12 protein-coding genes are annotated in these 14,033 nt (G+C 67.1%); 5 read left to right on the top strand and 7 right to left on the bottom strand.

What is annotated here, in order from left to right; translation table 11 throughout:
- The first annotated feature begins 29 nt into the window (after nucleotides 1–29).
- A complete protein-coding gene (gene iolE, locus ACFPTO_RS00160) occupies nucleotides 30–944 on the top strand; it encodes a myo-inosose-2 dehydratase (RefSeq protein WP_377708552.1) in 915 nt (304 codons plus the stop codon).
- A complete protein-coding gene (gene iolB, locus ACFPTO_RS00155; protein ID WP_377708551.1) occupies nucleotides 941–1,744 on the top strand; it encodes a 5-deoxy-glucuronate isomerase in 804 nt (267 codons plus the stop codon). The genes iolE and iolB overlap by 4 nt, the downstream gene beginning before the upstream one ends.
- A 75-nt stretch (nucleotides 1,745–1,819) precedes the next feature.
- On the opposite strand, the gene ACFPTO_RS00150 is transcribed toward iolB, so the two are convergent.
- Nucleotides 1,820–3,493: a methyl-accepting chemotaxis protein gene (locus ACFPTO_RS00150; RefSeq protein WP_377708550.1), complete on the bottom strand. Its 1,674-nt coding sequence runs from the start codon at nucleotides 3,491–3,493 to the stop codon at nucleotides 1,820–1,822.
- Nucleotides 3,494–3,907: 414 nt separating this feature from the next.
- Between ACFPTO_RS00150 and ACFPTO_RS00145 the strand changes: the two genes are divergently transcribed.
- From ACFPTO_RS00145 to ACFPTO_RS00135, 3 genes are all read left to right on the top strand, one after another.
- Nucleotides 3,908–5,161, top strand: a complete 1,254-nt coding sequence (locus tag ACFPTO_RS00145; protein WP_377708548.1) for an MFS transporter — start codon at nucleotides 3,908–3,910, stop codon at nucleotides 5,159–5,161.
- 268 nt (nucleotides 5,162–5,429) lie between these two features.
- Nucleotides 5,430–5,915 (top strand): adenosine-specific kinase, encoded by a 486-nt coding sequence (locus ACFPTO_RS00140; RefSeq protein WP_377708547.1) that lies wholly within the window; start codon nucleotides 5,430–5,432, stop codon nucleotides 5,913–5,915.
- A gap of 18 nt (nucleotides 5,916–5,933) precedes the next feature.
- Nucleotides 5,934–6,806, top strand: coding sequence for an ATP adenylyltransferase family protein (locus ACFPTO_RS00135; protein ID WP_377708546.1), 873 nt, complete (start codon nucleotides 5,934–5,936; stop codon nucleotides 6,804–6,806).
- Between the two features lie 57 nt (nucleotides 6,807–6,863).
- Here ACFPTO_RS00135 and ACFPTO_RS00130 read toward each other — a convergent pair whose 3' ends face one another.
- The 6 genes from ACFPTO_RS00130 to alaS all read right to left on the bottom strand — a co-directional run bounded on the left by ACFPTO_RS00130 (nucleotide 6,864) and on the right by alaS (nucleotide 13,981).
- A complete protein-coding gene (locus ACFPTO_RS00130) occupies nucleotides 6,864–7,589 on the bottom strand; it encodes an ABC transporter ATP-binding protein (protein WP_377708545.1) in 726 nt (241 codons plus the stop codon).
- Nucleotides 7,586–8,338, bottom strand: coding sequence for an ABC transporter ATP-binding protein (locus tag ACFPTO_RS00125; RefSeq protein WP_377708543.1), 753 nt, complete (start codon nucleotides 8,336–8,338; stop codon nucleotides 7,586–7,588). Before ACFPTO_RS00125 ends, ACFPTO_RS00130 begins: the two co-directional genes overlap by 4 nt.
- Nucleotides 8,335–9,630 (bottom strand): branched-chain amino acid ABC transporter permease, encoded by a 1,296-nt coding sequence (locus ACFPTO_RS00120; protein WP_377708541.1) that lies wholly within the window; start codon nucleotides 9,628–9,630, stop codon nucleotides 8,335–8,337. The genes ACFPTO_RS00125 and ACFPTO_RS00120 overlap by 4 nt, the downstream gene beginning before the upstream one ends.
- Nucleotides 9,623–10,561, bottom strand: coding sequence for a branched-chain amino acid ABC transporter permease (locus ACFPTO_RS00115; RefSeq protein ID WP_377708539.1), 939 nt, complete (start codon nucleotides 10,559–10,561; stop codon nucleotides 9,623–9,625). Before ACFPTO_RS00115 ends, ACFPTO_RS00120 begins: the two co-directional genes overlap by 8 nt.
- 46 nt (nucleotides 10,562–10,607) lie before the next feature.
- A complete protein-coding gene (locus tag ACFPTO_RS00110) occupies nucleotides 10,608–11,084 on the bottom strand; it encodes an acyl-CoA thioesterase (RefSeq protein WP_377708537.1) in 477 nt (158 codons plus the stop codon).
- A gap of 272 nt (nucleotides 11,085–11,356) precedes the next feature.
- Nucleotides 11,357–13,981, bottom strand: coding sequence for an alanine--tRNA ligase (alaS, locus tag ACFPTO_RS00105; RefSeq protein WP_377708536.1), 2,625 nt, complete (start codon nucleotides 13,979–13,981; stop codon nucleotides 11,357–11,359).
- Nucleotides 13,982–14,033: the final 52 nt, after the last annotated feature.

Raw genomic sequence — 14,033 nt, 5'->3', positions numbered from 1 at the left:
CACGGCTTCAGGTACGCGGAGGTACGCACATGAGCGCATTCGACGTACGTATCGGCATCAATCCGCTTTCGTGGATGAACGACGATCTGCCGTCGCTCGGCGGCGAAACACCGCTTTCGGTGGCACTCGCCGAAGGGCGCGAGATCGGCTACGAGGGCTTCGAACTCGGCAACAAGTTTCCGCGCGAGCCGCAGGCGCTCAGAACGTTGCTCGCGCAATATGATCTTGCGCTCGTATCCGGCTGGTACTCGGGGAGGCTCGCGCGCCGCAGCGTCGAAGAGGAAATCGCCGCCGTCGGCCCGCATCTCGAACTGCTGGCACGAAACGGCGCAACGGTGATGGTGTATGGCGAAGTCGCCGATTCGATCCAGGGCGCAGCGCGTCCGCTCTATCAGCGTCCGCGCTTTTTCACCGACGCGCAGTGGGACGACTACGCCGCCCGCGTCGAAGCGTTCGCGCGCCACACGCTCTCGCGCGGCGTGCGCCTCGCGTATCACCATCACATGGGCGCCTACGTCGAAACGCCCGCCGACATCGACAAGCTCATGGCGCGCACGAGCGACGCCGTGGGTCTGCTATTCGACAGCGGTCACATCACGTTCGCGGGCGGCGACCCGGTGCGCGAGCTCGACAAACACGTCGCACGCGTGTGCCACGTCCATTGCAAGGATGTGCGTCCAGCGGTCGTGAAGCTCGCGCGCAACCGCAACTGGAGCTTTCTCGACGCGGTGCTCGCGGGTGCGTTTACCGTGCCCGGCGACGGCGCGGTGAACTTTGCGGCGATCGTCGAGCGCCTCAAGCGCCACGGCTATCGCGGCTGGCTCGTGGTCGAGGCCGAACAGGACCCCGTCATCGCGCCATCCTATGCGTATGCACAGAAAGGCTGGCGCACGCTGCGCGCGCTCGCCGATGCGCCGCTCGATGCAACGAAGGAGGCAGCATGACTTTGCTAGTGAAGGCTGCGCGCGAAGGCCAGACGATCGCGCGCGTGACGCCCTCGACGGCAGGCTGGCAGTACGTCGGTTTCGCCGCTTACCGGCTTTCCGAGGGCGATGTGGTCTACGTGTACGAAAAGGAACGCGAGAGCTGCATCGTCGTGCTCACGGGCACGGTCGATATCGAAGCGGGCAGCGAGCGTTGGTCGGGGATGGGCTCGCGCGACAGCGTGTTTGAAGACGCCGCACCGTATGCGCTCTACGTGCCGCCCGGCGTGAAAATCACCGTGCGCGCGACGCGCAGCGCCGAAGTGGGTGTTGCGAGCGCGCCCGCGAAAGGCACGCTGCCCATACGGCTGATCGAGCCCGCGCAGATGAAGCGTTCGACGCGCGGCAAGAGCCTCAATACGCGCTATATCTGCGATATCCTGCCGCAAACCGAGCCCGCGGAATCGCTGCTTGTCGTGGAAGTGCGGACGCCATCGGGGCATTCGTCGAGCTATCCGCCGCACAAGCACGACGCCGACCGCCTGCCGCAGGAGAGCGCGCTCGAAGAGACGTACTATCACCGCCTGAGCCCGCCGCAGGGCTTCGCGTTCCAGCGCGTCTACACCGATGCGCGCGACCTCGACGAAACGATGGCCGTCGAGGACCACGACATCGTGATGGTGCCGCGCGGCTATCATCCGGTGGTGGTGCCTTATGGATACGACTCGTACTATCTAAACGTCATGGCGGGCAAGTGCCGCGAATGGCACTTCCATAACGATCCCGCGCACGCGTGGATTATTGAGCGCGATGCGAAGTGAACGCTTCGAAGCCCGAATGCAAAACGCCGCCTTTTCAGGCGGCGTTTTGCATTTCAGGCAATGCCCGCAAGACACTCAGGCAAGCCTGAACTTCCCAACCAGCCGCTTGAGCGTTTTCGCCTGATCGTCGAGCGACTGCGCCGCCGCCGTCGCCTCTTCAACAAGCGCCGCATTCTGCTGCGTCCCGGCGTCCATCTGCGTCACGGCGCGGCTGATTTCCTCGATGCCCGCGCGCTGTTCGTGCGACGCCGCCGAAATCTCGCCGATGATGTCGTTCACGCGCTTCACCGCCTTCACGACTTCGTCCATCGTCTGACCGGCGTCCTGCGCGAGCGTGGAGCCGTTCGCCACGCGCTCCACCGAAGCGCTGATCAGCGTCTTGATCTCCTTGGCCGCCGCCGCGCTGCGCTGCGCCAGGTTGCGCACTTCGCCCGCCACAACCGAGAAGCCGCGTCCGTCCTCGCCCGCGCGCGCGGCTTCCACCGCCGCGTTCAAAGCGAGAATGTTGGTCTGGAACGCGATGCCCTCGATCACGCCGATAATGTCCGCAATGCTCTTCGCGCTCTCGTTGATCTCGTTCATCGTCGCGACCACGCGGCCCACCACGCTGCCGCCCTTCTCCGCGATCTCCGAGGCATTGCCCGCAAGCGTGCTGGCCTGTGCCGCGTTTTCGGCGTTCAGGCGCACCGTCGACGTGAGTTCCTCCATGCTGCTCGCGGTGCGTTCGAGCGCGACCGCCTGTTGCTCGGTGCGATGCGAGAGATCGAGGTTGCCGGTCGAAATCTCGCCCGACGCGGCAGCAATGGCCTCCGCACTCGCAGCGATTTCGGACACGGTCGAGGCGAGCCCGGTTTGCATGTCGCGCAGCGCGCCGAGCATGCTGGACGCGTCGCGCGCATCGACCTTGACCGGCTGCGCCAGGTCGCCCGAGGCGATGCGGCTCGCGATTTCCTTCGCGTGCACGGGCTCGCCGCCGAGCTGCCGCGCGATGCGCCGCACGACCCACTCGCCCATGACGAACGCGAGCACGAAGAGCGCGACGGTCGCGATGGCCATCATGACAAACGACGACTTATAGATGAACCCGGCCGTATCGATGGTCGCCTTCGCGGCCGTGCCGCGCTGCGCCACGAGCTGGTCGACGAGCTTTTCGAGCTTCTCCGTCTCGACGAGCAGCGACACGTCCTGCGTGCCGACCTGCCAGTTCATCTGCGAGAGGTCGAGCGGCTGCGCCTTCACGAGCGTCACGAAATCGCGCAGATGGCCGCTCCACGCCGAAGTCGCGGCAGCGAATTTCTTCTGCTGATCGAGCGCCTCGCCGCCGGACTGCGTCGCGTATTGCGCGAGCGAGCCCTGCTCGCGCTCGAGCGCGGCGAGATCGCGGTCGATGTCTTGACCCAGTTCGTCGCGCTCTTTCGCGGTCGTGGCCGTGAGCAGCATCTTTTGCGCACGGCTGGCGCGCAAAAGATGGCCGCGCGCCTCTTCGGCGGCGCGGCTGGCGATGTAACCCTGTTCGTAGATCGATTGCGTCGAGCTGTTGAGCCGGCTGATCTGTGCGAGCGAGAACACGCCCATGGCGAGCGTGCCGATGAGAAGCACGGCAAAGGCAATCCGCAGCGTCCCCTTCACCGAGAACGATTTACCGTCCCCGCCCCGCGCGGCACGCGTCGTGCGTGTGCCGGCGCCCGCGGCGCCCGTGTCCTGCTCCATGAATCCGGCGCGCCGGCTGGCTTGTGATGCTGCTTTCATGTGGTTACGTCTCCTGCTTGTTGTAGTGCGTCCGGGAGCTGCGTCGCGGTCCGCCAGAACCGGTTCTACGGCAAAGCAGGACGCAAACTTTAGCTCCCCGTTGTCGTGCCCTGATCTGTCGCATTCCGGCCCCGTCTCGTCACGCCTCGTGAGCGTGCGTACGGCGGGTTATACCCGGCCAAAATGACGGACCAATAAATCGCTCCAGAATCTGTTGCGCGCGCGCCGCAACTGTCGCCATGGCGGCTAGCAGCCGTAAGCGGCTGCGGATGTCTGATTCTCAACAAATAATGTCCGAAATATTCGTGCGAGACACATTACACTGCGTTCATAACTCTTATACATGTCCATTTCGTGCCGTTGCCGACGCCCTTGGGGCGCGGTGCCCGCACGAACACTCCTGCGATTTACAACATGGAAACGAGCCTCAAGAAGGGTGCCCTTGCGGCCTCCGCTACGTCCCCCGCGCCCGCCCCATCCGCCGCGCAGCAGCCCACGATCTATCCGGTCCTCGGCGCGATCAGCTTTTCGCACCTGATCAACGACATGATCCAGTCGTTGATCCTCGCGATCTATCCGATGCTCAAGGACAGCTTTTCGCTGTCCTTCACGCAGATCGGCCTCATCACGCTCACCTACCAGCTCACAGCGTCGATGCTCCAGCCGCTCGTCGGCATCTATACCGACAAACGCCCGATGCCGTATTCGCTGCCCATCGGCATGGGCTTCACGCTGTGCGGCGTGCTGCTGATGTCGGCGGCGTCGAACTTCACCGTGCTGCTCTGCGCGGCGGCGCTCGTGGGCTGCGGTTCGTCGGTGTTTCACCCGGAGTCGTCGCGCGTCGCACGCATGGCCTCGGGCGGCCGTCACGGGCTCGCGCAGTCGCTCTTCCAGGTGGGCGGCAATGCGGGCACGTCGCTCGGGCCGCTGCTCGCCGCCGCGATCGTCATTCCGCACGGCCAGCGCAGCATCGCGTGGTTCTCCGTCGCGGCGCTCGTCGCGATCTTCGTGCTCACGCAGATCGGCCGCTGGTACAAGTCGCATCCGAACATGAAGAAAAAACGCGCCGCGCCCCCGCACGCCGCCCTCTCGCGCGGCCGCGTCGCCACGGCGCTCGGCGTGCTCCTGCTGCTCGTGTTCTCGAAGTACTTCTACCTCGCGAGCATCAACAGCTACTTCACGTTTTATCTGATCGACCGCTTTCACCTGAGCGTGCAGGCCGCGCAGATCCATCTGTTCGTGTTCCTCGCGGCCGTCGCGGCGGGCACGATCATCGGCGGACCGGTCGGCGACCGCGTCGGCCGTAAATACGTGATCTGGGTGTCGATTCTCGGCGTCGCGCCGTTCACGCTGCTCCTGCCCTACGCCAACCTGTTCTGGACCAGCGTGCTGACCGTGATCATCGGCCTCGTGCTGGCTTCGGCGTTCGCGGCCATCCTCGTCTACGCGCAGGAACTGATTCCTGGCAAGGTCGGCACGGTCGCGGGCCTCTTCTTCGGCCTCGCGTTCGGCCTCGGCGGCATCGGCGCGGCCGTGCTCGGCCAGCTCGCGGATGCCACGAGCATCGGCTTCGTCTACAAGGTCTGTTCGTTCCTGCCGCTCATTGGTTTGCTGACCGTGTTCCTGCCCGATGTCGAGGGCAAGCGCTTGAAGAAGGCCGCTGCTTGAGTGCTGCTTGAGTGGTGACCGAGTGAGCGCGCCGCATGCACGACGAACGGCCGGACGCCTCGCGGTGCCGGCCGTTTTGTTTTTCGGGCGGCCTGTGCGCTTCTACGTTGTGTTGCGCCGCATCGAGCTTGAGCCGGCTCCGGTTCGCGCGAATAATAGGTCTCGCTGCGGCAGCGTTCCGACGCGCACTGCACGTCCGGCGCGCTGCCCCCCCAAAATCAACCACTGCGTCAACCACTGCGCCATCCACTGCGCGAAGAGGTCCGCCATGCAACTGTCCACGGTAGAGATCGTCAAGCCCGAAGCCGCCAACTTCATCCTCGGCCAGTCGCACTTCATCAAAAGCGTCGAGGATCTGCACGAAGCCCTTTACGGCACGGTGCCCGGCATCCGCTTCGGCCTCGCGTTTTGCGAAGCGTCCGGCAAGCGGCTCGTGCGCCGCTCGGGCACCGACGATGCGCTCGTCGAACTCGCCACGAGCAATCTTCAGCGCATCGGCGCGGGACACAGTTTCATCGTGTTTCTCGGCGACGGCTTCTTCCCCGTGAATGTGCTCAACGCAATCAAGGCCGTGCCGGAGGTGTGCCGCATTTTCTGCGCGACGGCCAATCCCACCCAGGTGCTCGTGGCCGAGACCGATCAGGGGCGCGGCATCGTCGGCGTCGTGGACGGTTTTCCTCCGCTTGGCGTCGAGGCCGAAGAGGACGTCAAGTGGCGCCGCGACCTGCTGCGCGCCATCGGCTACAAGGCCTGAGCGCCAATGCCGCCCCTTATGGCAGACTCCACCTCGCTTGGCGCGGCCATCGCGCGACGCAGCGAACACGCGCTGCGTTGCGGCGCGCTACTCCCGATCGCAACGAAGCGCACGGTGATCGAAGACGGCGGCGTGCGCTTCGTGGTGCGCGAAGTTTCGAGCCTCGCGCGCAAGGAAGCCGCAACGCGCACGTCGCACACGCAACGTCCAGTCGATCCGTTCCTGCCGTACGAACCCGCTCTCTTCGTCGCCGATCTCTCCAGCACGCACGTGGCGCTGCTGAACAAGTACAACGTGATCGCGCATCATCTGCTGATCGTCACGCGGCGTTTCGAGCCGCAGGACGCGTTGCTTGATCGGGCGGATTTCGCGGCGCTCTGCACGGCGCTGCATGCGATAGACGGGCTCGGCTTTTACAACAGCGGGCCCGAGGCGGGCGCGAGCCAGACGCACAAGCATCTGCAGGTGGCGCCGCTGCCGCTCGACGAAAGCACGGCGACCGTGCCGGTTGAAGCGCTGTTCGATTCGGCGCGGTTCGTCGGCGGTATCGGGACCGTGCCGGGGCTGCATTTCCGGCATGCATTCGCGAGGCTCGATCTCACAGGCGAAGATGCGGCAGCGCGCATGAGCGGCTGCTATCGCGCGCTGCTCAATGCCGCCGGAATTGGCACGCGCGACGTGCAAGGCGTCGCCCATCAAGCCATGCCGTACAACCTGCTCGTGACGCACCGCTGGATGCTCGTCGTGCCGCGCGCGGCCGAGCGCGTGGAAGGCATTTCGGTGAATGCGCTCGGCTTTGCCGGTTCGCTTTTCGTGCGCGACGCCGCGCAACGGCAAGTGCTCGCGCAGATCGGGCCGATGGCCGCGCTCGCACGCGTCGCGCTACCGTAAGGGCGCACCGTGCACGGTGCAAGCACGGTGCAAGCGCGGTACAAGCGCGCTGCAAGCTCAGCCGATGCCGAGCCACTCGCGCACCACGTCGTCGCGTGCCGCCAGTTCGCTCGGCGTACCGTCGAACACGATGCGCCCGTGCCCCATCACCACGACGCGATCGGCGAGTTCGGGCGCAAGCGCGAGTCGCTGCTCGATCAGCAGCACCGCAACACCGCGCTCGCGCAGCGTGCGCAGACATTCGCCGACACGCGCGATCATCTGCGCGGCGAGTCCCTCGGTCGGTTCGTCGACGATCAGCAGATCCGGGTCGCCCACCAGGGCGCGCGCGAGCGCGAGCATCTGCTGCTCGCCGCCCGAGAGCACGCCCGCGCGCGCGGCGCGCCGCTCGCGCAGGACGGGAAAAAGCGTCCACGCATCCTCGACGCCGAAGCGCACGCGGCGTGCGCGCCGTGTGTGCCTGGCGTATCTGGCGAGGCCGAGCCGCAGGTTCTCCTCCACGCTCAAATCCGGAAACACGTCGCGCTGTTCCGCGACGTAGCCGAGCCCGAGCCGCGCAATCTCGAAGGTTCGCAGGCCGTCGAGCGAACGCCCCGCGAACATGCGCGCGCCCTCGGTGCGCACGAGCGCCATCAGGGCTTTCGCGAGCGTCGAGCGGCCCGAGCCGTTGCGCCCCGCGAGCGCGACGATCTCGCCCGCGCCGACGCGCAAATCCACGCCATGCAAGACCTGGCTCGCGCCGTACCACGCCCGCAGGCCCGCGATATCGAGCAGCGCGCTCATGATCCGAACCCGCTGCCAAGATAGGCATCGCGCACGGCGGCATCGGCGCGGATCGCATCGGGCGTCCCGGTCGCGATCACGCGGCCCTGCACGAGCACCGAAACGCGGTCGGCGAGGCCGAACACCGCGTCCATATCGTGCTCGATGACGAGGAGCGTCTTGCCCGCCGTCACCGTGCGGATCAGTTCGATGGCACGGGCGCTTTCGGCGCGATTCATGCCTGCGGTCGGTTCGTCGAGCAGCAGCGTGTGCGCACCGCCCGCGAGCGCGAGGCCGAGATCGAGCGCGCGTTGCCCGGCATAACCGAGCATGCCCGCAGCATGCTGTGCGACGGGAGCAAGGCCGATCGCATCGAGCACTTCGGCTGCACGCGCATCGACGTCGCGCGAGCCGAACCAGCGCCCGACACACCCCGCCCAGCCGAGGCGCGAGGCCAGCACCGCGCAGCGCACGTTGTCGAAGACAGAGAGCCGCGCGAACACGCTCGTCGTCTGGAAACTGCGTGCGAGCCCGCGCCGGGCGACCGCGGCGGACGACAGACGTGTCGTGTCGACGCCCTTCAGTTCGATGCGGCCCGCACTCGCGCGGCGCTCGCCCGCGATCAGACTGAAGAGCGTCGATTTGCCCGCGCCGTTCGGGCCGATCAGCGCGTGACGCTCGCCCGCGCGCACGGCGAGATCGACGCCGCGCAATATCGGCGTCGCGCCAAACCGTTTTTCGATGCCGCGAAGCTGGAGCGCGACGCTCATCGCGTGTCCTCCTGCCTGTCGAGCGTGCGGAGTGCGCGCGCGAAACCGCGCGCACGATACGCGCCCGCCACAGCGAACACCGCCAGCACGACAATCGCGCCCGCGAGCCACCACGCGCCGCGCGGCGTCAATGCCGCGAGCCACGCACCGGGGTCGGCATCGCGCAATCGCACGGCGTACGCCCATTGCACGGCGAGCACGAACGCGAGCACGCCGCTTGCAGCCGCTAACGCACCCGCCGCCCACGCGCGCGCGCCGCGCCGCCAGCCGTGCCGTGCGATCCACGCGCGCTGGCGCGCAACGAAACCCGCCAGCCCGTCCGGCGCGGCAAGCACGACAGCGACGAAAAAGAGCCCCACGTAAAGCATCCAGGCGTGCGTGACACTCGCGATGCCCACGCTGAACGCGACCCATACGAGCGCGCCGAGCACCGGTCCGAAGAACGACGCCGTGCCGCCCGTGACAGTCGCGATCAGCACGGCGGCCGAGCGCATCATGCCGACGCTCTCGGCGGCGGCCAGTTCGATGTTGATGAGCGCGAGCGTACCGGCCACGCCCGCGAAGCCCGCGCTCCACACGATCATCGCGGCGCGCGCACGCGCAGGCGCAACGCCAAGCGCCGCTGCACGCACCGGGTTGTCGCGCACGGCGTTGGCAAGCCGTGCGAAGGGTGCGCGCGAGAGCGCGAACATCGCCGCGCTCGCCACGAGACACCACGCGGCGATGACGCAGTACGCCTGAAGATCGGGGCCGAAGGTCCAGCTCGCCCAGGCGGGCCCGCTCGCGCGGTCGATACCGACGCCCGCCTCGCCGCCGAACGCGCCGGGCAACGCCCACGCAGCCGCCGCGACGAGTTCGCCGAGCCCGAGTGTGATCATCGCGAATGCGGTGCCTGCGCGGCGCGCGGCCACGAGCGCGGTCAACACGCCGAAGGCCGCGCCGCCGAGGCCGCCCACGAGCGGCAACAGCGGCAGCGGTAGCGCATAGCGGTTGAACAGATGCGCGGCCACAAACGCGCCGATCCCCGCAGGCGCGGCGTGGCCGAACGAGAGCAGCCCGGTTTCCCCGAGCAGCAGGTTGTATGAGAGCGCGAAAACGATCATCGTCGCGGCCTGCGCGAGACACGCGAGCAGCCATCCCTGCGGCGCGAACGCGGACGACGAGAATGACGATGCAAGCGCCGAGACCAGCGGCGGCACGACGAACAGCGCGACGAGCGCGAGCCACGGCGCGCACGCCCGCCAGCGCGCGGCGGGTCGCCTGGACGTCACGGTCGCGAGCGGTTCACGCATCGTCGCCACGTTGTCCGAAGAGGCCGCGCGGCCGCACCGCGAGCATCACGACGAGCAGCAGATACGGCAGAAGCGGCGCGGCCTGCGCGAGCGTGAGCGCACGCCATGCCGGCGAGATCGCAACGCCCCAGCGTGCACCGAGTGCATCGAGCGACACATCGCTCGCCACGGCAAAGGTCTGCAGGCAGCCCACCGCGAGCGACGCGACAAACGCGCCGGACAACGAACCGAGTCCGCCCGTCACGACGACCACGAACACGATCGATCCCAGCGATTCGGCCATCGCGGGTTCGACGACGAAAACCGGCGCGGCGACCGCACCTGCGAGCGCCGCGAGCGCGGTGCCGAGCGCAAACACGAGCGTGCGCACGCGCGGCACATCATGGCCGAGCGCTTCGACCGCCTGCGCGTGCGTGAGCGCCGCACGGACGACAAGACCGGTCTTCGAGATGCGCAGCACGGCCCAGAGCGCGCCGAGCATGGCGATGGCGACGGCCATCGTGAACGCGCGATAGCGCGAGAAAGCCGCGCCGCCGAGCGTGAAGAGCGGACCGTCGAGCACGGCGGGCATCGTCGCGGCAAGCGGCTCGAGCCCCCACGCTAGCTTGACGAGTTCGCCGATCACGTAAGCGGCGCCGAACGTGAGCAAGAGCGCATTGAGCGCGGTGCCTGCCCGTACGCGGCGCAGCAGCGCGCGTTCGAACCACGCGCCGGCCAGCCCGGCCAGGAGCGGCGCGAGCACGAGCGCCCAGCCAAAGCCGAGCGACGATGCAAGGGTCACGCCCAGATACGCGCCGAGCATATAGAAGCTCGCATGGGCGAAGTTGAGCACGCCGAGCATGCTGAAGATCAGCGTGAGTCCAGCGGACAGCATGAAGAGCAGCAGACCGTAGCTGATGCCGTTCAGTGCGTCGATGGCGAAGGTCTGCACGAAAGACGCCCTTTGCTCGCGGTGCGGTGGTGCGAAGGCGAGGCGCTCAGTTGCGTCCCACGCCGCGCGCGGCTTCGTCGGCAGGCGCGACGACGAGACGCGCGAGCGCGGCATGCAGCGGCGCGGGCAGCGCGCTGACCGGGCGGCGCGTCGCGCGATCGACGTAGACGTGCACGAAGTGGCCCTGCGCGGCAGGCCGCGCTTCACCCTCGCGAAAGAGGCCGACTTCGTAGCGCACGCTCGACGCACCCAGCCGCGCGACCCGCAGCCCCACTTCGACGCGCTCCGGAAACACGAGCGGCGCGAAGTAGTTGCACTGCGTTTCGACGACAAGGCCAATCGTCGTGCCATGCTCGATATCGAGCACGCCCGCGCGGATCAGATACTCGTTCACGACAGTATCGAAGTAGCTGTAGTAGACGACGTTGTTCACGTGGCCGTAGACATCGTTGTCCATCCAGCGCGTGGTGATGGGCAGGAAGTGAACGTAATCGGTGCGGGCGAGGGCGACGGGGCGGTTCATCGGGAACGGGGCGAAGGGTTTCGAAGCGAAGGGTTTCGGGGCAAATTCCGGAGCAAGGACAACTGTGTGGTTCGCGCGCGGGCACAGGGCGGCGCGCACCGAGCGGCTATTGTAGAGCGCGAGCGGGACGGCGCGCTCGAAGGTAAAACCCGGCCAGATCCGGCCAGATCCGGCGCAATCCTGCCTCCGTCCGCGCGCCCCAAACAAAAGGGCTGCCCTCGCGAGCAGCCCTTCTTTACGTCGATCAGCCGATCAGCCGACCGGTTCGCGCGTTACAGCTTCGCTTCGACCCAGCCCTTCACGCCCGCGAGCGCGGCCGGCAGATTCGCCGGCTCGGTGCCGCCCGCCTGCGCCATGTCGGGACGGCCGCCGCCCTTGCCGCCCACTTGCTGGGCGACGAAGTTCACGAGTTCGCCGGCCTTGACCTTCTTGCTCGCTTCGGCGGTCACGCCCGCGATCAGGCTCACCTTGCCGCCTTCGACAGCCGCCAGCACGATCGCCGCGCTCTTGAGCTTGTCCTTGAGCTTGTCGACGGTTTCACGCAGCGTCTTCGCGTCCGCGCCTTCGAGCGTTGCCGCCAGCACGTGCACGCCGCCCACTTCGACAGCCTGGCCCGCGAGTTCGTCGCCCTGGCTCGACGCGAGCTTCGACTTCAGCGCGCCCAGCTCCTTCTCCAGCGACTTCACCTGGTCCTGCACCTGCACGATGCGCTGCGTGAGTTCCGACGGCTGCGCCTTGAGCGCCGCAGCGGCCGCGTTGATGCGCGCATCGAGTTCCTGCACGAAGCGCACGGCGTTGTCGCCCGTGATCGCTTCCACGCGGCGGATACCTGCCGCCACGCCGCCTTCCATCACGATCTTGAAGAGGCCGATATCGCCGCTGCGGTTCACGTGCGTGCCGCCGCAGAGTTCGCGCGAGAAGCCGAGGTCGAGCACGCGCACTTCGTCGCCGTACTTCTCGCCGAAGAGCGCCATCGCGCCGCCCTTCACCGCGTCGTCGAACGACATCACGCGCACGACGCCCGGCGCGTTCGCGAGCACTTCCGCGTTCACGATGCCCTCGACGCGGCGGATTTCATCGTCCGTCATCGGCGCGTTGTGCGCGAAGTCGAAGCGCGTCTTCTCGGCGTCGACGAGCGAGCCCTTTTGCTGCACGTGCGAACCGAGCACGTCACGCAGCGCCTTGTGCATCAGGTGCGTCGCCGAGTGGTTGCGGGCCGTGCGGGCGCGGCGGACCGCGTCGATTTCACCCTTCACGATGTCGCCGACCTTCAGCGCGCCCTGCTCCAGCGTGCCGTGGTGGCCGATCACGTCGGCCTGGACCTTGAGCGTGTCCGCCACCGCGAAGCGCATGCTCGCGTTCGAAATCACGCCCTGGTCGCCCACCTGACCGCCCGATTCGGCGTAGAACGGCGTGTGGTCGAGCACGACCACGGCGTCCTGGCCGGTTTTCACTTCGTTGACCGACGCGCCGTCGACGTAGAGCGCGACGACCTTCGCGTCGTCGAACACGATTTCTTCGTAGCCGTGGAACGTGGTCTTCGCGCCCGAGTATTCAAGGCCCTGCGCCATCTTGAACTTGCCCGCCGCGCGGGCCTGCTCGCGCTGGCGCGCCATCGCGCCGTCGAACGCCGGCTCGTCGACGCTCACCTCGCGCTCGCGGCAAACGTCCGCCGTGAGGTCGAGCGGGAAGCCGTACGTGTCGTGCAGCTTGAATGCGAGTTCGCCGTCGAGCACCTTGCCGCCCTTCGCGGCGAGATCGGCCAGGGCGCCTTCGAGGATCGACATGCCGTGCTCGATCGTTTCGAAGAAGCGCTCTTCTTCCTGACGCAGCACGTCGGTCACGCGCTGTTCGGCGTCCTTCAGTTCCGGATAGGCCGCGCCCATTTCCGCGACGAGGTCGCCCACGAGCTTGTGGAAGAACGCGCTCTTCTGGCCGAGCTTGTAGCCGTGGCGGATCGCGCGGCGCACGATGCGGCGCAGCACGTAACCGCGGCCTTCGTTGCCGGGGATCACGCCGTCGACGATCAGGAACGCGCAGGCGCGGATGTGGTCGGCGATGACCTTCAGCGAGTTGTTCGTGAGGTCGGGCGTGTTCGTTTCGCGCCCAGCGGCCTTGATGAGGTTCTGGAACAGGTCGATCTCATAGTTGCTGTGCACGTGCTGCAGCACGGCCGCGAGACGCTCCAGACCCATGCCCGTATCGACGCACTGCTTGGGCAGCGGCGTCATGTTGCCCTGGGCATCGCGGTTGAACTGCATGAACACGAGATTCCAGATCTCGATGAAACGGTCGCCGTCCTCTTCGGGCGATCCCGGGGGGCCGCCCCAGATTTCCGGGCCGTGATCGTAGAACACTTCCGAGCACGGGCCGCACGGGCCGGTGTCGGCCATCTGCCAGAAGTTGTCGGATGCGTAGCGCGCGCCCTTGTTGTCGCCGATGCGGATGATCCGCTCGACCGGCACGCCGATTTCCTTCGACCAGATGTCGAACGCCTCGTCGTCTTCCTTATAGACGGTCACCGTGAGCTTCTCGGCCGGCAGCATGTAGACCCTGGTCAGCAGCTCCCAGCAGTAGTGGATCGCGTCGCGCTTGAAGTAGTCGCCGAACGAGAAGTTGCCGAGCATCTCGAAGAACGTGTGGTGGCGCGCCGTGTAGCCCACGTTTTCGAGGTCGTTGTGCTTGCCGCCCGCGCGCACGCTGCGCTGCGCGGTGGTCGCGCGCGAATACGGACGCGACTCGGCGCCGAGGAACACGTCCTTGAACTGCACCATGCCCGAGTTGGTGAAGAGCAGCGTCGGGTCGTTGCCCGGCACGAGGCTCGACGAGCGCACGATCGTGTGGCCCTTCGATTCAAAGAACTTGAGGAATTTCTCGCGGATTTCAGCGGCTTTCATGGCGTGCTTTGGAGGCGTCCTGTGCGTATGTCCTCGCCCCGGGACCGGCATG

It is taken from the genome of Paraburkholderia denitrificans, assembly GCF_042655705.1.
Taxonomy (GTDB): domain Bacteria; phylum Pseudomonadota; class Gammaproteobacteria; order Burkholderiales; family Burkholderiaceae; genus Paraburkholderia; species Paraburkholderia denitrificans.
Note: the sequence above shows the minus strand (reverse complement) of the source record. Positions and strands in the feature narration are given on the sequence as shown.